20 protein-coding genes and 1 tRNA gene are annotated in these 21,551 nt (G+C 71.7%); 9 read left to right on the top strand and 12 right to left on the bottom strand.

All coding sequences use genetic code 11. From position 1 onward, the window contains the following. Positions 1–10 precede the first annotated feature (10 nt). The 4 genes from nhaA to D8M34_RS09975 all read right to left on the bottom strand — a co-directional run bounded on the left by nhaA (position 11) and on the right by D8M34_RS09975 (position 2,518). Positions 11–1,288, bottom strand: coding sequence for a Na+/H+ antiporter NhaA (nhaA, locus tag D8M34_RS09965; RefSeq protein WP_062766529.1), 1,278 nt, complete (start codon positions 1,286–1,288; stop codon positions 11–13). A gap of 61 nt (positions 1,289–1,349) precedes the next feature. Beyond that, complete coding sequence (locus tag D8M34_RS19275; protein ID WP_164498170.1) at positions 1,350–1,523, bottom strand: hypothetical protein; 174 nt, start codon at positions 1,521–1,523, stop codon at positions 1,350–1,352. A gap of 96 nt (positions 1,524–1,619) precedes the next feature. After that, positions 1,620–1,692: transfer RNA gene (locus D8M34_RS09970), tRNA-Arg, on the bottom strand. 16 nt (positions 1,693–1,708) lie between these two features. Continuing rightward, positions 1,709–2,518 (bottom strand): SGNH/GDSL hydrolase family protein, encoded by an 810-nt coding sequence (locus D8M34_RS09975; protein WP_082758524.1) that lies wholly within the window; start codon positions 2,516–2,518, stop codon positions 1,709–1,711. A gap of 93 nt (positions 2,519–2,611) precedes the next feature. On the opposite strand from D8M34_RS09975, the gene argS reads away from it, so the two are divergent. Both argS and D8M34_RS09985 read left to right on the top strand, forming a co-directional pair. Continuing rightward, positions 2,612–4,276: an arginine--tRNA ligase gene (argS, locus tag D8M34_RS09980; protein ID WP_062766536.1), complete on the top strand. Its 1,665-nt coding sequence runs from the start codon at positions 2,612–2,614 to the stop codon at positions 4,274–4,276. Positions 4,277–4,284: 8 nt separating this feature from the next. After that, positions 4,285–5,130, top strand: coding sequence for an LmeA family phospholipid-binding protein (locus D8M34_RS09985; protein ID WP_062766540.1), 846 nt, complete (start codon positions 4,285–4,287; stop codon positions 5,128–5,130). A gap of 12 nt (positions 5,131–5,142) precedes the next feature. Here the strand turns inward: D8M34_RS09985 and D8M34_RS09990 are convergent, their stop codons facing one another. From D8M34_RS09990 to D8M34_RS10005, 4 genes are read right to left on the bottom strand one after another with little or no spacing between them, the layout of a single operon-like run. Beyond that, positions 5,143–5,877, bottom strand: a complete 735-nt coding sequence (locus D8M34_RS09990; RefSeq protein WP_062766543.1) for an alpha/beta fold hydrolase — start codon at positions 5,875–5,877, stop codon at positions 5,143–5,145. Position 5,878: 1 nt separating this feature from the next. Then, on the bottom strand, positions 5,879–6,460 hold the full coding sequence (locus D8M34_RS09995) for a TetR/AcrR family transcriptional regulator (RefSeq protein ID WP_062766546.1): 582 nt from the start codon (positions 6,458–6,460) through the stop codon (positions 5,879–5,881). After that, positions 6,453–7,343, bottom strand: coding sequence for an alpha/beta fold hydrolase (locus D8M34_RS10000; RefSeq protein ID WP_025103129.1), 891 nt, complete (start codon positions 7,341–7,343; stop codon positions 6,453–6,455). Before D8M34_RS10000 ends, D8M34_RS09995 begins: the two co-directional genes overlap by 8 nt. A gap of 51 nt (positions 7,344–7,394) precedes the next feature. Continuing rightward, entirely contained in the window at positions 7,395–8,468 is a 1,074-nt protein-coding gene (locus tag D8M34_RS10005; RefSeq protein ID WP_172400129.1) for a YihY/virulence factor BrkB family protein, read from the bottom strand. 146 nt (positions 8,469–8,614) lie between these two features. On the opposite strand from D8M34_RS10005, the gene lysA reads away from it, so the two are divergent. From lysA to prfA, 5 genes are all read left to right on the top strand, one after another. After that, a complete protein-coding gene (lysA, locus tag D8M34_RS10010) occupies positions 8,615–10,033 on the top strand; it encodes a diaminopimelate decarboxylase (protein WP_231729430.1) in 1,419 nt (472 codons plus the stop codon). Positions 10,034–10,054: 21 nt separating this feature from the next. Then, complete coding sequence (locus tag D8M34_RS10015) at positions 10,055–11,359, top strand: homoserine dehydrogenase (RefSeq protein WP_025103132.1); 1,305 nt, start codon at positions 10,055–10,057, stop codon at positions 11,357–11,359. Between the two features lie 5 nt (positions 11,360–11,364). Further along, positions 11,365–12,330, top strand: coding sequence for a homoserine kinase (thrB, locus tag D8M34_RS10020; RefSeq protein WP_231729613.1), 966 nt, complete (start codon positions 11,365–11,367; stop codon positions 12,328–12,330). Between the two features lie 143 nt (positions 12,331–12,473). Next, positions 12,474–14,447, top strand: coding sequence for a transcription termination factor Rho (gene rho, locus D8M34_RS10025; protein WP_126893919.1), 1,974 nt, complete (start codon positions 12,474–12,476; stop codon positions 14,445–14,447). 8 nt (positions 14,448–14,455) lie between these two features. Beyond that, positions 14,456–15,535 carry a peptide chain release factor 1 gene (gene prfA, locus D8M34_RS10030; RefSeq protein ID WP_025103135.1) on the top strand — a complete coding sequence of 360 codons (1,080 nt, stop codon included), beginning with the start codon at positions 14,456–14,458 and terminating at the stop codon, positions 15,533–15,535. 18 nt (positions 15,536–15,553) lie between these two features. On the opposite strand, the gene D8M34_RS10035 is transcribed toward prfA, so the two are convergent. After that, positions 15,554–16,207 (bottom strand): response regulator, encoded by a 654-nt coding sequence (locus D8M34_RS10035; RefSeq protein WP_025103136.1) that lies wholly within the window; start codon positions 16,205–16,207, stop codon positions 15,554–15,556. Then, positions 16,204–17,847, bottom strand: a complete 1,644-nt coding sequence (locus D8M34_RS10040) for a sensor histidine kinase (RefSeq protein ID WP_126893920.1) — start codon at positions 17,845–17,847, stop codon at positions 16,204–16,206. The genes D8M34_RS10035 and D8M34_RS10040 overlap by 4 nt, the downstream gene beginning before the upstream one ends. 147 nt (positions 17,848–17,994) lie before the next feature. On the opposite strand from D8M34_RS10040, the gene D8M34_RS10045 reads away from it, so the two are divergent. Then, positions 17,995–19,542: a CitMHS family transporter gene (locus D8M34_RS10045; protein WP_025103138.1), complete on the top strand. Its 1,548-nt coding sequence runs from the start codon at positions 17,995–17,997 to the stop codon at positions 19,540–19,542. A gap of 31 nt (positions 19,543–19,573) precedes the next feature. Continuing rightward, positions 19,574–20,008 (top strand): phage holin family protein, encoded by a 435-nt coding sequence (locus tag D8M34_RS10050; protein ID WP_025103139.1) that lies wholly within the window; start codon positions 19,574–19,576, stop codon positions 20,006–20,008. On the opposite strand, the gene epsC is transcribed toward D8M34_RS10050, so the two are convergent. Then, entirely contained in the window at positions 19,996–20,565 is a 570-nt protein-coding gene (gene epsC, locus D8M34_RS10055) for a serine O-acetyltransferase EpsC (protein WP_025103140.1), read from the bottom strand. The two genes, D8M34_RS10050 and epsC, sit on opposite strands and share 13 nt — an antisense overlap. A gap of 8 nt (positions 20,566–20,573) precedes the next feature. Then, positions 20,574–21,512, bottom strand: coding sequence for a cysteine synthase A (cysK, locus tag D8M34_RS10060; protein WP_025103141.1), 939 nt, complete (start codon positions 21,510–21,512; stop codon positions 20,574–20,576). Positions 21,513–21,551: the final 39 nt, after the last annotated feature.

Raw genomic sequence — 21,551 nt, forward strand, 5'->3', positions numbered from 1 at the left:
CGCCGGGGCATCAGCCGGCCGAGGCGGCCCCGCGCGCGCGCCGGCTTCGTGCTGCGAGCACGAGTCCGCCGAGGACCGCGGCGAGGAGGGAGCCGACGAGCACGCCGATCTTCACGTGATCGTCCGCGACGCTGCTGCTGCCGTACGCGAGCTCGCCCACCAGCAGCGAGACCGTGAACCCGATGCCCGCGAGCAGGGACATGCCCGCGAGATCCGGCCAGCGCAGCGACTCATCGAGGCGCAGGGCCGGTACGCGACTCAACAGGAAGGTCGTGAGCAGGATGCCGACGGGCTTACCGAGCACGAGCCCCACGATGATACCGATCGTGATGGGGTCGGTCAGCGCCGAGACGAGGCCGTCCACGCCGCCGATCTCGACCCCGGCCGCGAAGAAGGCGAACACCGGCACGGCGACGAGGGTCGCCACGATGCCCCAGCGATCCGCGAAGTGCGCGGCGAGACCGTCGTAGACCGGGGCGCCGTCGGCGTCCGTCCCGGTCCGCACCCGCGCGCGCTCCGTCGGACGCACCGGCACCATGAAGCCGAGCAGCACCCCCGCGACCGTCGCGTGCACCCCGGACGCATGTACGAACGCCCAAACGGCCAGGGCGAGGGGAAGCAGGATCCACCAGGACCGGATGCCGTTCTGCACAGCGAGTGCGAAGCCCGCGAGGGGGAGGAGCGCCAGGATCAGCCAGGGGAAGCTGATGGTCTCGGTGTAGAAGGTGGCGATGATCGTGATGGCGATGAGGTCGTCGATGATCGCGAGGGTTAGCAGGAACACCCGCAGGGCGGGCGGCAGGAAGCGGCCGACGACGGCGAGCACCGCGATCGCGAACGCGATGTCCGTGGCCGTGGGGATCGCCCATCCGCGGAGGACCTCGGCGCCCGACGCGGCGTTGATCGCGACGAAGAAGAGGGCGGGGACGATGACGCCGCCCACCGCGGCGGCGATCGGAAGCGCGGCACGGCGCGGGTCACGGAGACGCCCGGCGACGAACTCCTCCTTCAGCTCCAGTCCGACGACGAAGAAGAACACCGCGAGCAGGGCGTCGGCGGCCCAGGCGCCGACACTGAGCTCGAGGTGCCACTCCGGGATCCCGAAGCGGAAGTCCCTGACGGCCTCGTACCAGGGGGCGGCGGGGGAGTTGGCGAGGATCAGGGCGGCGAGCGTGGCGGTCAGCAGCAGACCGCCGCCGAGCACGTCGCTCCGGGCGGTGGAACGGATGCCGCGCCAGAGCTCATGCGGCGCGAGACGGAAACGGGCAGGGGACGACGAAGAAGACACAGGGATACCTCACGGCAGATGGATGGGTGACGCGATGTCGCCGCCCCCGTCCGGGCGCGGCCTATCCCTGTGGCGGCGGGCAGCCGGCGATCTCGCCGTGCGAGAGGGTGCCCCAGACGCTCGTCCACCCGTTGGTGCCGGGGTGCAGGACCACGCGCATCCACTCCGTCATCGGCGTCGCGGACGACAGACGGCGCGGGGCGCGCGTCGAACCGGCGATGAGGAGGGAGGGCACGGATCCAGGCTACCCGGCTCGGCTGCGGGACGTGGACGGACTCCCGGCGGCACGAGAAGAGGGACCGTCCGTGTGGACGATCCCTCTTGCTGTACGTGCCCCCGACAGGAGTCGAACCTGCGACCTACGGTACCGGAAACCGGCGCTCTATCCACTGAGCTACGGAGGCGTACCGATCGACAATATCACTCGTCGGGGGTGGTCTCCGACCCACCGGCCTCCGTGACCGGTGCGGCGCGCAGTTCGTCGAGCGCCGCCGCGAGCTTCTCGGCGAGATAGCGGTGGCCGTCGGTGGACGGATGCTTGCGTCCGACCTCCACGTCGATGACGGAGAGATAGTTGTCCTCGGTGATCCAGTCGAGCGCGACGGGGGAGATGTACCACCAGCCGCGGGCCGAGGCGAGAGCCGCGAGATCCCGGTCGATCCGTGCCGTCTGCGCGCCGACCGGAAGCTCGTGCGGCGCGGGGCCGAGCACGACGATCGCCGCCTCCGGGTACAGCGCCGTCAGCGCGTCCCACGCGGCGGTCACCGCCTCGCGGTAGCCGGCAGCGCCCTGTGCCCGGTCGTTGATGGAGCCCTGGATGATGACGAGGTCCGGGTCGAGAGTCGGGTCCAGCGCCGCGATGCGCTCGCCGAAGGTGGGGCCGTCGATGCCGGGCTTGAGGTAGCCGCTGCCGCGCACGCCGTCCACGATGGTCGTGCCGTGCAGCAGGTCGGCGAGCACGTACGCGTAGCCGAGGGTGGGGTCGGACGCGGCAGAGCCGTAGGTCCACGAATCGCCGAAGACGAGGACGGTCGGCTCGTCGGGGAGCGCGAGCGGTGCAGGAGCGATCACCGCGGCGGACTCGTCTCCGGCCGCAGTGCCGACCGGGAGGGACGACGGCGCCGGAACCCACGGTCGCCAGACCCCGATCACGCCCGCGGCGACGGCGACGAGGAGGGCGGCGGCGACGCCCGCGATGCGCAGTCGACGAGGGGCGGCGGGGGCGTTCATGGTGTGAGAGTAGATCACGGAGGACGGATCGCAAACTCGGCGGGACACGGGGCGACGGAACGGGCCTGCGCACCCCCGTAAACTGGGGGGTCTATGAATCCTGAAACGCTCGCCCACGCCCTCCTCGCCGTCCTCGCCCCCATCGCCGAGGAACGACGTCCGGGCGAGCCGTTCGACCTCTCCGCCGCCGACATCGTGCTGGAGCGCCCGCGCAACCGCGATCACGGCGACTGGGCCTCGAACATCGCCATGCGCCTGGCCAAGCCCTTCGGCACGAATCCGCGCGAGCTCGCCCAGCAGATCGCCGACGGACTGGCCGATGTGGACGGCATCGCGAGTGTGGAGGTCGCGGGCCCCGGCTTCCTCAACATCCGCCTCGACGCGGCGGCCGCCGGCGCGCTCGCGAAGGTCATCGTCGACGCCGGTCCCGCCTACGGGACGAACTCCTCGCAGGAGGGCGTGAGCGTCAACGTCGAGTTCGTCTCGGCGAACCCCACCGGGCCGCTGCACATCGCGCACACGCGCTGGGCGGCCCTCGGCGACGCGATCGTCCGCCTGCTCCTCGCGAGCGGTGCCCGTGCGGTGCGCGAGTACTACATCAACGACGCGGGCGTGCAGATGGACCGCTTCGCCGCGTCCGTGCTGGCCGCGGCGAAGGGGGAGCCCACGCCGGAGGGCGGCTACCCGGGCGAGTACATCGCGACGCTGGCCGGCCGCGTCCTCGAGGCCCGCCCCGACCTGCTCGACCTCCCGGAGGAGGAGCAGCTCGCCGTCGCCCGCGAGCTCGGCTACGAGTACCAGCTCGCCGAGATCAAGCACTCCCTCGAGCGCTTCAACGTGCCGTTCGACGTGTGGTTCTCCGAGCGCACCCTCCACGCGAAGGACGCCTCGGGTTCCAGCCTGATCGACCAGGCCGTCGACCGTCTGCGCGAGCAGGGCCACGTGTTCGACGAGGACGGCGCCGTCTGGGTGCGCACCACCGACTTCGGCGACGACAAGGACCGCGTCATCCGCCGCTCGAACGGCGAGTACACGTACTTCGCCGCCGATGCCGCCTACTACCTGAACAAGGGCGACCGCGGCTTCCGCGACAAGATCTACCTGCTCGGCGCCGACCACCACGGCTACGTGCACCGCCTCAAGGCGGTCGCGGGAGCGGCGGGCGACGACCCCGCGAAGAACATCCAGGTGCTCATCGGCCAGATGGTCTCGATCAACGGAGCCCGCCTCAGCAAGCGCGCCGGCAACATCATCGAGATGGACGACCTGCTCGACTGGCTCGGCACGGACGCGCTGCGGTACTCGCTGGAGCGCTCGCCCGCCGACTCGCCGCTCGACCTCGACCCGGAGCTGCTGCAGAAGCGCACGAACGACAACCCGGTGTTCTACGTGCAGTACGCACACGCCCGCACCCACAACGTCGCGCGCAACGCCGCCGACTCCGGCATCGACCGCTCGGTCTTCGCCCCGGAGACGCTCACGCACGAGACCGAGGCGGCGCTGCTGGGCGCGCTGCAGGAGTTCCCGCGCATCGTCGCGTTCGCCGCCGAGGTGCGTGAGCCGCACCGCGTCGCGCGCTACCTGGAGGAGCTCGCCGGGCTGTACCACCGCTGGTACGACAACTGCCGGGTGATCCCCCTGAGCGACGCCCCGGTCGAGGACGTGCACCGCACGCGCCTGTGGCTGAACGACGCCGCCGGCCAGGTCTTCCGCAACGGGCTCGACCTGCTCGGCGTCTCCGCGCCCGAGCGCATGTAGGGAGCGCCATGAGCGACGACAACCCGACCCTCCCGTACCCGAAGCCCTCGGACGAGCACCCGACGCTCGTGGTCCCCGACCCGGCGGACGGTCGGCGGAAGAGCGCAGCGCCGCGGCGGCGCCGGTGGCCCTGGGTCGTCCTCATCGTCGTGGTCGTGCTCGCCGCCCTCGTGGTCGCGGCGGAGCTCGTCGCCCGTGCCGTGCTCCCCGGCGTCGTGCGGTCGATGGTGATCGAGCAGCTCGACCTGCCCGCCGACCAGCAGCTCGATGTCGAGACCGAGGGGATCCTGTTGCCGCAGCTGCTCGCCGGCCGCCTCGACATCCTGCGCCTGTCGACCGACGCCGTGACGCTGCAGGGCATCACGGGGGCGGCCGACGTCACCGCGACGGGCGTCCCGCTGCGCGGCGGCGACCTCGATGGCGCCGACGGCACCATCCGCATCGACCAGGAGCAGTTCACCGCTCTGCTCTCGGACACCGACCTGCCCGTCGACACGGTCGAGTTCGCCGCGCCGAACGCGACGCTCGGCGGCTCCTTCGCGGTGCTCGGGACGGCGGTCCCGGTGTCCGTCACGTTCACCCCCGGCGCCGTCGAGGGCGACCTCGAACTCACGCCGGTGGCGGCCAGCGTCGGCGGCGTGGAGGTCGACCTCGACCGCGTCGGGTCGTCGCTCGGCTCCCTCGGCGAGGGGATCACCCAGCCACGACGGGTGTGCATCGCCGACCAGCTCCCGGCCGGTCTCACGCTGACGGGGGTCGAGATCGTCGGCGACGACGCCGTGATCGACGTCGATGCGGACGGCGCGATCGTCACCGACGAGGCACTCCAGGCGAAGGGCACCTGCGACCGCTGAGCGGACCCCGGTTCACCCGGGCAGGCGCTCCTGCAGGCGCGCGGCGAGTTCCGCCGGCCGTTGCAGGGGGATGCCGTGACCGCACCCCTCGACGATCTCGAGCGTGCTGCGCGGGTGCACGCGGTTCAGCAGCGCGGCGGAGCGGCGCATGAGCGGCTTCTCCTCCGCGCCGACGAGCACCAGCGCCGAACCGGGATGCGCACGCCACGCGGGCGGCGGTGTGAAACGCAGGTTCTCCTCGACCGCGCGCAGCAGCGTCGTGCGTGAGAGGGCGGCGGAGGTCTCCAGGTAGCGGGGAAGCAGTTCTTCCGGGATGAACAGCTCTCGTGCCTGCAGACGGGCGAAGCGCTCGTTCCTGGCGAGTCCGGCGGTGAGGCGGAGCAGCGCCAGAGTGGGCCCGACGGCCCGGATCGGCTCCGCCTGAGCGCTGATGACGACGGCGTCGGCGACGAGGTCCGGGCGTCGTGCCGCCAGCAGGACGGCGAGCTGCGCGCCGAGGGAGAAGCCGACGACGGTGGCCGGTCCGGTCTCCCGCTCCAGCAGGGGGACGAGCGCCGCCACCGTCTCCCCGTGCGATGCGTAGTCGACGCTCGCGCTGCGGCCGTGACCGGGGAGGTCCGGGACGACGACCCGGCGCGCGGGATCGAGGTGTCCGCGCAGCGGCTCCCACATCCACCCGGCGACCCCGCCGCCGTGCAGGAGCAGAAGCGGTGGTGTCCCCGGGGGACCCGATGTCTCGTGATGCATGTCACTCCGTCTCGAAGCTCGCGGCCATCCGGCCGACGGTGTCGATCGCGCTCTCCAAGGTCGCGCGATCCAGGGGACCCAGCGTGCGTGCGGCCGAGAGCAGTCCGAGGGTGGCGCTGGAGAGAGCGAGGGCCAGGGCTTCGGGCTCCACATCCGGCACGATCCGGCCCTGGCGCTGGAGGTCACGGATCCCGGCGACGACCCGTTCGTGACGCGTCCGGTACCGGGAGGTCGGCTGCGCGGCGACGTGGGCGCCGAGCACTCCCGCGTCGTCGAGGAACGCGGCCGTCATGAGCTCGTCGCCGAGCAGCGCCGCCGCCGTGGCGCGGTAGAGGGCGCTGAGCGACGGCTGCGGTCCCGCGGTGCGGGCGACGGCGTCGGCGATCCGCACGGTGCCGCGCTGGAGCAGGGCATCGAGGATGTCGCGTTTCGCCGCGAACTCCAGGTAGACGGCGCCCTTGCCGATACCGGCCGCGCGCGCGATCGCGGCGACGTTCATCGCGTCGAAGCCCTCGGCCAGGACCATGCGCTCCGCCGCGTCGAGGATGCGTCCCCGACGGTCGGGCACGAGCGGCCTAGGCATCGGAGCCTCGGGCGAACCAGTCGCGCAGGGCGGGGATCACGAGGTCGGGACGGTCCCGTTGCACCCAGTGCCCGGCGCCGGGGGCCACGAGGAGCTGCCCGTCGGGCAGGATCTCCGCGGCCTCCTCGACCCGCCGGAGAGGGACACCGGAGTCGCGGTCGCCGTGCACGAGGAGGACCGGGACGCGGATCTCGGCGAGTCGATCACGGTAGTCGGTGCGGAGTCGCAACGGCCGCACCTGATCCCGCTGCCAGTCGCCGAACGTCGTGAGACCGGAGCCGGTCGCGGCCTCGGCGAGCACCGCGTCGACGAGACCAGGGGTGCGGGCGTCGGGGGAGCGCACGAGATCCTGGAGGCCTCGCGTCATCGCCTTCCGGTCGCGTGCGTAGACGCGTGTCATCGCACCGAGCAGGCCCGAACGCAGGAGCAGGAACGTCGACAGGTGCGAGAGGGGCCCGAAGGTGCCGTCCGTCAGGCGCGGCATCAGGCCGTAACTGCCGAGGAGGGCAGCGGCGTGTGCTCCGTCCGGGCGGTCGAGCAGATGGCCCAGCGCCATCCCCGCGCCCATCGAAAGACCCCCGATGGCATACGCGTGCAGCTCGAGAGCGTCGACGAGGTCGCCGACGTACTGCACCAGGCGCTCCTGGGTCAGCGACGCATCGAGGCGTGGGCTGCGTCCGAAGCCGGGGTGGTCCGGCGCGAGGACGCGGTGTCCGGCCGCCGCCAGCGCCGGCCCGACCTCGCCCCAGGAGAGCTCCGCACTGTCGGCCCCGCCGCCGTGCAGCAGCAGCACGGGTGTCTGCGTCTCGCCGGAGGGGCGCCATTCCAGGACCGACACCGCGGCGCCGGGAACGGTCACGGTGTGCCGTCGTGGTGCGGACATGCGTCCCCTCTCGTTGTGACCATACTATCGATTCCGGTCACAACAAGGACCTCACTCCGGGGCGGCGGTGCCGTTCTCCTCGGCCGCCGCGCGCTGGGCGTCGCGCAGCTCGGCCGTCGCGATCTTCACGTCGACCTCGGCGCGCTGCAGCCGTCGCTGCACGAACGTCCGCGCACCGAACCGTTCGTGCAGGCGGTCGCCGCGCTCCTCTTCGGCGGTCACGATGTAGGCGCACGCGACGAGGATGACCTGCGTGGACAGCTGGAGCCAGATTAGGAGCGCGAGGAGCGAGGCGAACGACGCGAGGAGGGGGTTGCTCGTCGCTCCGCCCACGAACAGTCCGGAGAGCTGCTGCAGCACGATGAGGCCGAAGGCGCCGAGGAAGGCGCCGCTCCACAGGGAGCGCGCGGCGGGCCGGACGCCGGACAGCAGGAGGAAGGCGCCGACGATCAGGGCCGCATCGAGGATGAAGACCACGAGCAGCGACAGGAGACGGACCGTCCAGGCGAGCAGCGGCGAATCCGACGGCACCCCGAGCAGATCGCCGATCCAGGTCACCCCGAGCTGTCCGATGAAGGTGATCCCGGCGGCGAGCACGAACGCGAGCCCGATGCCGACGGCGAGCAGGAGGTTGCGGACGATGACCCAGATCCACAGGATGTCCGCCTGGATCGTGCCGGCGATGGTCCGGATGGCCGTGCGGAGCGAGCCGATGGCGCCGAGAGCGGCACCGACCAGCGCGACGAGGGAGATGATGCCGGCGATCGAGAACGAGGCCGGAGTCCGGAGGTCGTTCGTATTGATGACACCGCCCTCGCCGATGAGCCCGGGGACCGCGGATTGCACGGCGTCGATGATCGCGCGCCAGGCCTCCGGGTTGCCGGACAGCCAGAGGGCCGCGAGGGAGAAGCCGAGGAGCACGCCCGCGAAGACGCTGAACAGGGCCCGGTAGGTCACGCTGTCGGCGAGCATCGGGCCACGGCGCTCGGAGTACAGCAGCACGGCCCTGACCGGGCGCCGGGCGAGGGCCCAGGCGATCACCGGACCCGTGATGCGGGCGACCAGCCCCGGGCGGGCCGGGGCTGCGGAGTGGTTCTCGGAGTCTCGGTTGTCGGTGTCTGCCACGTGCCCACCCTACGAGCCGGGCGGTACCGCTCCCCAGGGGGTTGACGCGGCGTGTCACCGTGACCAGGCAGCGACAGAGGGTGCCCTAGAATCGGGGCAACTCGATGTGCGCCTCCGCCCGAGATCCGTCCCACGATTGGTGTTCCGTGCTCGACTCTGCCGCCACGCTCGCTCCGGACTGGCTCGTCGTCCCCGAAGATCCGAACGATCTCGCGCCGGGTGTCTGGCCGGCTTCGGCCACGCGCGACGACGACGGCAGCCTGGTGCTCGCCGGAGTGCCGGCGCCCGAGCTCGCCCGCACCTACGGCACGCCGCTCCTCGTGCTCGATGAGGACGAGGTGCGGCGCCGCGCCCGGGCCTTCCGCGACGCGTTCGACCGCGCCGCCTCGGCGCACGGCACGACCGCGCAGGTGTACTACGCCGGCAAGGCCTTCCTATGCACGACGGTCGCCCGCTGGGTCGTCGACGAGGGGCTGCGCATCGACGTGTGCACCGGCGGCGAGCTCGAGGTCGCCCTCGCCGCGGGGGTCGCACCGGCCTCGCTGGGCTTCCACGGCAACAACAAGTCGGTCGCCGAGCTGGAGCGCGCTGTCGCTCTCGGCATCGGCACGATCGTCGTCGACAGCGCGATCGAGATCGAGCGCCTCGCCGCCATCACGGCCCGGACGGACACCGTGCAGCGCGTCATGGTCCGGGTCATCAGCGGCGTCCACGCCGAGACCCACGACTTCCTCGCCACGGCCCACGAGGACCAGAAGTTCGGCTTCCCGCTCGCCGAGGCCGAGGTCGCCGTGGCCCGCATCCGCGAGATCCCGGGGCTGGAGTTCGCCGGCCTGCACTGCCACATCGGCTCCCAGATCTTCGGCGTGGCCGGGTTCCGCGAATCCGCGTCGCGCGTGCTCGAACTGCACGCCGCCCTCCTCGAGGACGGCCCGGTGCCGCAGCTGAACCTCGGCGGCGGCTTCGGCATCGCCTACACCCGCGTCGACGACCCCACGCCGATCGACGAGCTGGCCGACGGCATCGTGGCGGCGGTCGCCGAGGGCTGCGCGGCGCGGGGCATCGCGGTGCCCGCGCTCTCGTTCGAGCCCGGGCGCGCGATCGTCGGCACGGCGGGCGTGACCCTCTACGAGGTCGGCACGACGAAGGACGTCACGGTCGCCTCCGGGGCCACGCGGCGGTACGTCAGCGTCGACGGCGGGATGAGCGACAACGCCCGTACGGCTCTCTACGGTGCCAGCTACTCCGCCCGCCTCGCCTCGCGGACGGGGACGGACGAGCCCCAGCTGAGCCGAGTGGTCGGCAAGCACTGCGAGTCCGGCGACATCGTCGTCGACCACGAGTACCTCCCCGGAGACGTGACACCGGGCGATCTGCTGGCCGTCCCGGCGACCGGCGCCTACTGCGCCTCGCTCGCGAGCAACTACAACCACGTCCCGCGGCCGCCCATCGTGGCGGTGCGGGAGGGGCGCTCGCGGGTGATCGTCCGCGGCGAGACCGTCCACGACCTGCTGGCCCGCGACGCGGGCATCGACGGGGCGCACGCCCCCGAGGGAGCACGATGACCCACCCCGAAGGAGCACCCATTGACTGACTACAGACGACTTCGCGTGGCGCTGCTGGGCGCCGGGGCCGTCGGCTCCCAGGTGGCGGCCCTCCTGCTCCGCCACGGCGACGAACTGGCCGACCGCGCGGGTGCCGCGCTGGACCTGGCCGGAATCGCGGTCCGTGACCTCGACGCGCCCCGCGACGTCGAGCTCCCGAAGGAGCTCTTCACGACCGACGCCGAGTCGCTCATCCTCGGCGCCGACATCGTGATCGAGCTCATCGGCGGCATCGAGCCCGCCCGCACCAACATCCTCCAGGCGATCGGCTCGGGAGCCGACGTCGTCACGGCCAACAAGGCGCTGCTGGCCACCCACGGACCGGAGCTGTTCGAGGCGGCGGATCGCGTCGGCGCCTCGGTCTACTATGAGGCGGCGGCCGCGGGTGCCATCCCGATCATCCGTCCGCTGCGCGACTCGCTCGCGGGCGACCGCGTCGTGCGGATCATGGGCATCGTCAACGGCACCACGAACTACATCCTCGACCGGATGGACACCGAGGGCGCCGACTTCGCCGACGTGCTGGCGGACGCGCAGCGCCTCGGATATGCGGAGGCCGACCCGACCGCGGACGTCGAAGGCTACGACGCCGCGCAGAAGGCCGCGATCCTCGCCAGCCTCGCCTTCCACACCGCGGTGCCGCTGGAGGCGGTGCACCGCGAGGGGATCACCACCATCACGGCGTCGATGATCGAGGAGGCCCGCGCGGCGGGCTTCGTGATCAAGCTGCTCGCCGTCTGCGAGCGCATCGAGGCCGACGGCGCCGAGTCCATCTCGGTGCGGGTCTACCCCGCCCTCGTGCCGGTCGCCCACCCTCTCGCCTCCGTGCACGGTGCCAACAACGCCGTCTTCGTCGAGGCCGAGGCGGCGGGCTCCCTCATGTTCTACGGCGCCGGCGCGGGCGGTATCCAGACGGCCTCGGCCGTGCTCGGCGACGTGGTCTCCGCCGCTCGTCGGCACATCGCCGGCGGCGTCGGCGTGGGCGAGTCCACCCGGGCGAACCTCCCCGTCGTGCCCATCGGCCACGTGACCACGCGCTACCAGATCACCCTCGAGGTCTCCGACGCCCCCGGCGTGCTGGCGACCGTCGCCGGTATCCTCAGCGACGGCGGGGTGTCCGTCGCGACCGTCGTCCAGACCGTCGAGGGGGAGGACGAGCCGACCGCACGCCTCATCATCGGCACGCATCGCGCGACGGAGCAGGCCCTCAGCGACACGGTGGACGTGCTCGCGGGCAGCGACGTCGTCGCCCGCGTGGTGTCCGTCCTCCGGGTGGAAGGCGAGTGACCACCGTGACGGCCACGGCTCCCGCCCCCGAGGAGCACGGTGCGCGTGTGGGTCGCACGGTCGAGGTGACGGTGCCGGCGACGAGCGCCAACCTCGGCCCCGGCTTCGACACGCTCGGCCTGGCGCTCAGCATCTACGACCGGCTCGAGGTGACGGCGCTCCCCGAGGGGCAGCTCGAGATCGAGGTCTCCGGTTCCGGTGCCGAGGACATCCCGCGGGATGCCTCCAACCTCATCGTCCGGACGATCGCCCACGTGTTCGCCGACGCAGGCCGGCCGATGCCCGGTCTGCGCATCGTGGCCGAGAACGCCGTCCCGCACGGCCGAGGCCTCGGGTCCTCCGGCGCGGCCGTCGCTGCCGGCGTGCTCGCGGCGAAGGGGCTGCTGGCGGGAGACGTCGACATCTCCGACACCGATCTGCTGCGCCTGGCGACCGAGCTGGAGGGCCACCCGGACAACGTGGCCCCTGCGCTGTTCGGCGGGCTCACGATCGCGTGGATGGGGGAGCGCGGCCCGCAGCACAAGAAGCTCCTCGTGCACCGCGGCGTCTCCCCGCTCGTCCTCGTCCCGGCGTACACGATGTCCACCTCGCAGGCCCGGTCGCTGCAGCCGCCGCACGTCTCCACGGCCGACGCGGTGTTCAACGTGTCCCGGTCCGCACTGCTCATCGCCGCGCTGATGCAGAGCCCGGAGCTGCTGCTCGACGCGACCGCCGACCGCCTGCACCAGGACTACCGCGCCGGTGCCATGCCGGAGACGCAGCGCCTCGTGCAGGCTCTGCGTGCCGCCGGATTCGCGGCGGTCGTCTCCGGCGCCGGACCCAGCGTGCTCGTGCTCGCCGACGGTCCCGGCAGCCGTCTGGACGCCGTCGAGGTGGCCAATCAGGTGACCGACACCCCGTGGGAGGCGCTCCTGCTCGCCGTCGACGTCCGTGGTGGTACAGTGGGGGATCGAGCGGAGGGCTCCACGTAGCATTCGTGAATCTGGCCCCATTGCATCTCTTGCAAGACCCGCACGCGAACCCCTGAGGCCCAAGTGCCGAGGCTGGCTGACGCCGAGCGTCAGCCCGTGCGATCGTGCGCAGCACCCGTTGTGCGCGTTCACGCTCATTTCCCATGACCTATAAGGGAGTACTCGTGGAGAACCTCTCCGAGACCCAGAACGATCAGGCGGCTCCGACCGCCGATGCCCCCGTCGCCGAGCAGGCGACCGAATCCGCTCCGGCCAAGAAGCGCGCACCGCGTCGGGCGAACACCGCTACGGCTGCGGCCAAGGCGGCCAAGGCCGCGGAGGAGTCCGGCTCGGCGGAGGCCCCTGCGGCTGCCGGCGACTCCGCCGAGGCGGCGGAGGCGGCCCCGAAGGCGAAGGCTCCGCGCCGCACGCGGGCGAAGAAGGCGGACGCCGAGGCTCCGGCCGAGGCCGCACCGGCCGAAGCGGCACCGGCTGCCGAGACCACCGAGGCGCCCGCCGAGGCCCCCAAGTCCGCCCGCGGCCGTCGCACGAAGAAGGCGGATGCCGAGGCCTCGGAGGCGAAGACCGAGAAGGCCGAGGCCGCACCGGCCGACAGCGCGGCGGAGACCGCCGACGCGGGCACCGCCCAGGGCGGCCGCGCCAAGAACGACGCGGCGAAGAGCGAGTCGAAGAACGACGGCGCTGCCGCGAAGAACGAGGCCGAGGCGGACGCTCCCTCGAAGGACTCGTCCGGCGAGGCCGACAACGGCGAGGAGCAGGGCGGTCGGGGCCGCAGCCGCAACCGCAACCGCAACCGTGGCCGTGGCCAGGGCGGCGGTCAGGAGCAGGCGCAGAACGCGCCGGCCGACGACGACCAGTCGGGTAACGGCAACGGCCGCAACCGTCAGCGCAACAAGCGTCGCAGCGGCGGCCAGGTCGACGAGTTCGAGACGGAGATCACCGAGGACGACGTCCTCATCCCGATCGCCGGCATCCTCGACGTGCTCGACAACTACGCCTTCGTGCGCACCACCGGTTACCTGGCCGGCCCGAGCGACGTATACGTCTCGCTCGGCCAGGTCAAGAAGTACAATCTCCGCAAGGGCGACGCCGTCGTCGGCTCCATCAAGCAGCCGCGCGAGGGCGAGCAGCAGGGTCGGCAGAAGTACAACGCCCTGGTCAAGGTCGACTCGATCAACGGCCTCTCGGTCGACGATGCGGCCACCCGCGTGGAGTTCGGCAAGCTCACCCCGCTCTACCCGCAGGAGCGTCTGCGGCTGGAGACGGCTCCGGAGAAGCTCACGCAGCGGATCATCGACCTCGTCGCGCCGATCGGCAAGGGCCAGCGCGGCCTCATCGTCGCACCGCCCAAGGCCGGCAAGACGATCGTCCTGCAGCAGATCGCCAACGCGATCGCGCAGAACAACCCCGAGGTCCACCTCATGGTCGTGCTCGTCGACGAGCGCCCCGAAGAGGTCACCGACATGGAGCGCACCGTGAAGGGCGAGGTCATCGCCTCCACCTTCGACCGCCCCGCGGAGGACCACACGACGGTCGCCGAGCTCGCGATCGAGCGGGCCAAGCGCCTCGTCGAGCTGGGCCGCGACGTGGTCGTGCTGCTCGACTCGATCACCCGCCTCGGGCGCGCGTACAACCTGGCCGCTCCGGCGTCCGGCCGCGTGCTCACCGGCGGCGTCGACGCGTCCGCGCTCTACCCGCCGAAGCGCTTCTTCGGTGCCGCGCGCAACATCGAGAACGGCGGATCCCTCACGATCCTCGCCACCGCGCTCGTCGAGACCGGTTCCAAGATGGACGAGGTCATCTTCGAGGAGTTCAAGGGCACCGGCAACAGCGAGCTGCGGCTGTCGCGTCAGCTGGCCGACAAGCGGATCTTCCCGGCGGTCGACGTCAACGCGTCCAGCACCCGCCGCGAGGAGATGCTGCTCTCGGCCGACGAGGTCAAGATCACCTGGAAGCTGCGCCGTGCTCTCGCCGGCCTCGACCCGCAGCAGGCCCTGGAGGTCGTGCTCGGCAAGCTGAAGGAGACCCACTCCAACGTGGAGTTCCTCGTGCAGATGCAGAAGTCCATCCCGACGCTGCCCTCGGGCGCTCACGGGCACGACAACAACATCCGCTGAGGACCGACGTGTTCGAGTCCGTCCAGACTCTGATCGACGAGCATCGCCGGGTCCAGGAGGAGCTCTCCGACCCGGCGGTGCACGCCGACGCGGCTCGCGCCAAGCGCGTGAACCGTCGGTATGCCGAGCTGTCGCGCATCGTGGCGGCGCATGAGGCGTGGACGGCTGCCGTCGACGATCTCGAGGCGGCGCGGGAACTGGCCCGTGAGGACGAGGCCTTCGCCGCGGAGGTCCCCGCCCTCGAAGAGGGCGTGCAGGCGGCGCAGGAGCGCCTGCGGCGCCTCCTCATCCCGCGCGACCCGGACGACGCCCGCGACGTGATCATGGAGATCAAGGCGGGGGAGGGCGGCGCGGAGTCGGCCCTGTTCGCCGCGGATCTGCTGCGCATGTACGTGCAGTACGCCGCGTCGAAGGGGTGGAAGACCGAGCTGCTCGAGCGCAACGAGTCCGACCTCGGCGGCTACAAGGACGTCCAGGTCGCCATCAAGGGTTCCTCGTCCGACCCCGCACAGGGTGTCTGGGCGCATCTGAAGTACGAGGGCGGCGTGCACCGCGTGCAGCGGGTTCCCGCCACGGAGTCGCAGGGCCGCATCCACACCTCCACGACCGGCGTGCTCGTGTTCCCCGAGGTGGACGAGCCCGAGGAGATCCAGATCGATCAGAACGATCTGAAGATCGACGTGTTCCGCTCGTCGGGCCCCGGCGGACAGTCGGTGAACACCACCGACTCCGCTGTCCGCATCACGCACGTGCCCACCGGGATCGTCGTGTCGATGCAGAACGAGAAGTCGCAGCTGCAGAACCGCGAGGCGGCGATGCGGGTGCTGCGTGCCCGGCTGCTGGCCAAGCAGCAGGAGGAGCTCGATGCGGCCGCCTCGGACGCGCGCAAGTCGCAGATCCGCGGCATGGACCGCTCGGAGCGCATCCGCACCTACAACTTCCCCGAGAACCGGATCGCGGATCACCGCACCGGGTTCAAGGCGTACAACCTCGATCAGGTCATGGACGGCGCGCTCGACCCCATCATCGAGAGCGCCATCGCCGCCGACGAAGAGGCCCGTCTGGCCGCCGTCGGCTCCGAGGGCTGAGCGGCCGCCGCGACGGCGTCAGGTGCGCGCGGCGTACCGGTGCTCGGGACGCCCGGTCGACCCGTAGCGCAAGCGCACCTCGACGATGGTCCGTGTGGCGAGAGCCGCGAGGTGCCGTTGCGCCGTGGCCCGGGAGATGCCGACCCGCTCGGCGACCTCCGCCGCTGAAGCCTCGCCGTCGCCGAGCGCCGCGAGCACGCGCTGCTCGGTGGCCGAGCGCGACAGGGAGACCGGCTCGCCGCCGCCGTGCAGGATCGCCAGCGCGCGGTCCACGTCCTCCTGCGTGACGGGCCGATCACCCGCGAGCAGGTTGCGGTAGCGGGTGTACCGGTCGAGGAGTCCCGTGAGAGCACGTCGGTCGAAAGGCTTCACGAGGTAGCCCACGGCGCCGGCTCGCAGTGCGCGGCGCACGGTGGGCGCGTCGTCCGCGGCGGAGATGAGGATCGCGTCGACCCCGAGCTCGCGGACGAGTCCGATGCCGTCCCCGTCGGGGAGGTAGACGTCGGCGAGCAGGAGGTCGGGGCGTGTCGAGCGCACGAGGTCGCGCGCCTCGGCGCAGGATCGCGCGGTCCCGGTCACGGTGTATCCGGGCTGATCGTCCACGATCGTCCGGTGCAGGTCAGCCACCCGGAAGTCGTCGTCGAGGATGAGCGCGCGCAGCGGTTCGGTCATCGGTCCTCCTTCGGGACACGCGGAGCGGGGTCGACGGCATCCCCGAGCCGGGCGGCGAAGACCGCGCCGTGATCGGGACCGCCGGAGTCGATGATCCAGAGGTCGCCGCCGCTGCGGCGGGCGATCTCCGTCGCGAGCGGCAGTCCGATGCCGTGTCCGTGCACGGAGTCCGCGCTCCCGTCGTCGGCGTGCGGCCGGGGGTCGGACGGGCGGAGCCCCTCGCCGGAGTCGGCCACCGTGACGACGAGCGCGTCACCGTCGCTCAGCACCGAGACCTCCACCCACCGCGGCTCCCGCGCGCCCGCGACGGCGGCCACGACCGCGTTGTCCACGAGGTTGCCGAGCACGCTGGCCACGTCCTCCGCTCGACGGACGGTGCCGATCACCTGGGTGTCCGCCGCGATCCGCAGGGCGACGCCCCGTTCGGCGGCCTCGACGCCCTTGGCTCCGAGGAAGGCGTGCAGGAACGGGTCGCCCACGAGGTCGAGTCCGGTGACGGGGAACGCCACCGGACCGCGGCTCACCAGCTCGTCGAGGAACGCCCTGGCGTCGTCGACGCGACCGGCGTCGATGAGGTCCGCGGCCACATGGAGGCGGTTCGCGAACTCGTGGCGTTGGACACGCAGCGCGGAGGTCATCGTCCGGACGGCCTCCAGCCGCTCGGTCAGGGCGATGAGGTCGGTGCGGTCGCGGACGATCAGCACATCGCCGAGTGCGCGCCCGTCGCGTCGCACCGCGCGCGACTCGAGGTACAGCATCCGATCGCCCACGACGGCCTCCGCGCGGTCGCGAGCCCCGGTGGCGGTGTCGCGCACGACAGGGGGGAGGGGCAGCGCGTCCACGGTGCGGCCGACCGGATCGTGGAGCCCGAGAAGCCGGTCCGCCGCGGCATTGCTCACGCGCACGACGCCGTCCTGATCGACCGCGAGCACGCCGTCGCCGACGCCGTCGAGCACCGCCGTCTGATTCTGCACGAGGGCGACCAGCTCCTCGGGCTGCACGCCGATGGTCAACCGTTCCCAGCGCCGGCGCAGGAGGAGGAAGGTCAGGAGGGCGAGGGCGAGCGCGCCGGCGGCGGTCAGACCGAGAGCGGCGAGCAGCGGCGGCAGGTCGTCGAAGACGCCGTTGCGCTCGAACCCGACGCTGATCTCGCCGACCGGCGTGCCGGAGTCGTCGCGCACCGGCACCTTCGCGCGGGCGGACTCGCCGAGCGTGCCGGTCTGCCAGTCGACCACCTCGCGTCCCGCCAGCACCGCGGCGAACGGGGTGCTCACGACCTCGCCGATCCGCGAGGGCAGCGGATGGGCGAGTCGGATGCCTTCATCGTCCGTGATGACGACGAACAGGGCCCCGGTGCGGGCCATGACGTCGGTGGCGATCTGCTGCAGGTCTCCGTCGCGCAGCGCCTCCGCGTCCGGCTCGTCGTCCGACGCGGAGATGGCGGCGACCGCCGCCCGCACCTGCGCGTCCTCGGCCAAGGTCCTCGCGATGCCGAGCGCGGTCGACTCCGCCTCGGCGCGCAGCTGCTGGACCGCGAGGGCGAGGTACACGCCCGTGCACAGCGTCACGACGAGGGCGACGGCGGCGAGGTGCAGCAGCAGCGCGCGGGTCGCGAACCGGACCCGTCTCCGCGGGGACATCGACACCTCCTCGACGCGCAATATGCGCAGAAGTCACGGTACGCGCACAAGGCGCGGTTATGCGGCATACCGCGCTCGGCGTCTCCGGATTCCCTAGCCTCGTCAGGATCCGTCAGCGATGACGGAGCGACGACGAAGGAGTCACGCATGTTCCACGCATCGACCGCGCTGATCGCTGCCGCCGAGGAGGAGGCACCGACCTACGACGTGGCCTTCGTGCCGCCGGAGGGTGTGCTCGTCATCCTCGGCTTCACGATGGTCCTCGTGTTCATGACGCTGATCATGACCAAGCGCCTCACCCCGATGGTGGCCCTGATCCTCGTGCCGACCGCCTTCGGGCTCTTCGCGGGAGCAGGGCTCGGGCTCGGCGACATGATCCTCGACTCGATCGGCACCATGGCGCCCACGGCCGCGCTGCTGATGTTCGCGATCATGTTCTTCGGCATCATGATCGACGTCGGCCTCTTCGATCCCCTCATCCGGCTGATCACGCGGGTGCTCGGCGACGACCCCGCGAAGGTGGTGCTCGGGACGGCGATCCTCGCGGGCGCGGTGTCCCTCGACGGCGACGGCTCGACGACCTTCATCATCACGACCTCCGCGATGCTGCCCATCTACCTCCGCCTCGGCATGAGCCCCGTCGTCCTCACCTGTGTCGCCGGCCTCATGAACGGCACGCTCAACATCGTCCCGTGGGGCGGCCCGACCGTGCGCGCCGCGACCGCACTCGGTGTCCAGCCGACGGAGATCTTCGTGCCGATGCTCCCCGCCCTCGGCGCAGGCATCGTCGTGACGCTCGGCTTCGCCTGGCTCCTCGGGCTGGGGGAGCGGCGGCGTCTGGGGCGGATCGACGCGGACGGCCGGCTCACCGGAGCCGACGGCGGCGTCCTCTCCTCGGTGCCCCGGATCTTCCGCGGCGCCGAGCTCAAGCCGGGCGCTCGTGCCTCGCTGCGCACCGGCAACCTCGTCGTCGTCGCCGGCGGACACGCTCCGGTCGCCGCCGGGAGCGTCGACCCCGCGGACACGGCGATGGCCGACACCATGCTGGATCCCGCCCGCCCGACCCTGCGTCCGCGGCTGATCTGGTTCAACCTCCTCCTGACCGTCGCGGTCATGGTGCTCCTGGTGATCGACATCCTGCCGCTGCCCTACGTGTTCATGGTCGGCGCGGGCATCGCGCTCGTCGTCAACTTCCGCGGCATCAAGGACCAGGCGGCGGAGATCGTCGCGCACGCCCCGAGCATCGTCGGCGTCGTGTCGATGGTCATCGCCGCCGGCGTCCTCGTGGGGGTCCTCTCCGGCACCGGCATGGTCGACGCGATGGCGACGTGGATCACGAACGTGCTGCCGCCCGCACTCGGCCCGTTCCTCGCCCCGATCACGGGCGTGCTGTCCATCCCGTTCACGTTCTTCATGTCGAACGACGCCTTCTACTTCGGGATCCTCCCCGTGCTCGCCCAGAGCGCGGCGAACTTCGGCATCGATCCGGTCGAGATGGCCAGGGCCTCGATCACCGGGCAGCCGGTGCATCTGCAGAGCCCGCTCGTGCCCGCGATCCTGCTGCTCGTCTCCCTCGCCGGGGTGAACCTCGGAGACCACCATCGCAAGGTGCTGTGGCGCGCGGTCATCGTGTCGCTCGTGATGCTGGGGATCGGCATCCTGGTCGGTGCCGTCCCGTTCTTCGTCGCGCAATGACCGCGCCCCGGTGCCGCGCTAGGCTCGCCCCGTGATCACACTCCTGTATCGCGGCCTGATGTACCTCGTGTCGGCCGGCCTCGGTCTGCTGGCGGCGGACCTCCTCCTCGACGGTTTCCAGATCCAGTGGGACCAGTGGTGGGGGTTCGTCGTGTGCATCGTCGTGTTCGCCGTGCTGCAGAGCGTTCTGTCGCCGTGGGTCAGCAGGCTCGCCGACCGCTATGCGCCCGTGCTCATGGGCGGCATCGGGATCTTCTCCACGCTCATCGCCCTCATGGTCGTCGTGCTGCTTCCCATCGGGGGCCTGCGCATCGTCGACCTGACCGGGTGGCTGCTGGGCGCCGTCATCGTCTGGCTCGTGACGGCGCTCGGCAGCGTGCTGCTGCCGCTCATCTTCCTGCGGCGCCGGATGGAGGGCCGCAGCGGCCGTCGCTCGGGTCGAAGGGCTGCGCGTCAGATGGAGTAGTCCGGGGCGGTCAGCAGCGCCCTGGTGTCCTCACCGGCGGTCCGCTGACGCGGCTTCGCCGGCACACCCACGAGCACGCTGTCGGCGGGGGCGTCCTTGGTGACCACGGCGTTGGCGCCCACCACCGAACGGGCTCCGACCGTGACGGGGCCGAGGATCTTCGCCCCCGCGCCCACGGCCACGCCGTCCTGCAGGGTGGGGTGCCGCTTGCCGACGTCCCTGGTCCGGCCGCCGAGGGTCACACCGTGGTACATCAGCACGTCATCACCGATCTCCGCCGTCTCGCCGATGACGACGCCCATGCCGTGATCGATGAAGAAGCGTCGGCCGATCCGGGCGCCGGGATGGATCTCGACGCCCGTCAGCCACCGGGCGACCTGCGACCCGGTGCGGGCGAGGAGCCGGAGGCGCCGCCGCCACAGCGCGTGCGAGATGCGGTGCGCCCAGATCGCGTGCAGCCCCGGGTAGAGCAGCGCGACCTCGACCGCGGTGCGCGCGGCCGGGTCGCGAAGGCGCGCGGCGGCGATGTCCTCGCGCATTCGCCCGATCATGCCCATCGACGACCTCAGTCCTCGCGCAGATCCTCGAACAGGGCGGTGGAGAGGTACCGCTCGCCGGTGTCCGGGATGATCACGACGATGGTCTTGCCGGCGTTCTCCGGGCGCGCGGCGACGGTCAGCGCGGCCGAGACGGCGGCACCGGAGGACATGCCGACCAGCAGACCCTCCTTCGCCGCGAGCGCGCGGGCCACGCGCAGCGAGTCCTCGAACTCCGCCGTGATGATCTCGTCGAGCACCTCGCGGTCGAGCACGTCGGGCACGAAGTTCGGGCCGATGCCCTGGATCTTGTGCGGTCCGGGGTGCCCTTCGGTCAGGACGGGGGAGTCCTTGGGCTCGACGGCGATGACCTGGACCTCGGGCTTCGCCGCCTTCAGGGCCTGCCCGGTGCCGGTGACCGTGCCGCCCGTGCCCACGCCGGCGATGAAGATGTCGACCGCGCCGTCGGTGTCGCGCAGGATCTCCTGCGCCGTGGTCTCGCGGTGGATCTGCGGGTTCGCCGCGTTCTCGAACTGGCGGATCCAGATGGCGCCCGGGGTCTCGTCGACGATGCGCTTGACCTCCTCGATCGCCCCCTTCATGCCCTTCGTGGGGTCGGTGAGGACGATCTCCGCGCCGAACGCCTTGAGCAGCACGCGGCGCTCCTTCGACATCGAGGCGGGCATCGTGAGGATGACGCGGTAGCCGCGCGCGGCGCCCACCATGGCGAGGGCGATGCCGGTGTTGCCGCTCGTCGACTCCACGATCGTCCCGCCGGGGGCGAGCTCACCGGCGGCCTCGGCGGCGTTGATCATGGCGATGCCGATGCGGTCCTTCACGCTGGACGCCGGGTTGTAGTACTCGAGCTTCGCGAGCACGGTGGCGCCGAGGCCCTCGGTCACGCGGTTGAGGCGGACGAGCGGGGTGTTCCCGAAAGCGGTGGTGATGTCGGGGTGGATGCCGGACATGGGGGAGCCTTCCTGTGCGGGTGCGCTGCCGATCCAGCC

The sequence above is a fragment of the Microbacterium sp. HSID17254 genome (assembly GCF_003989315.1).
Classification (GTDB): domain Bacteria; phylum Actinomycetota; class Actinomycetes; order Actinomycetales; family Microbacteriaceae; genus Microbacterium.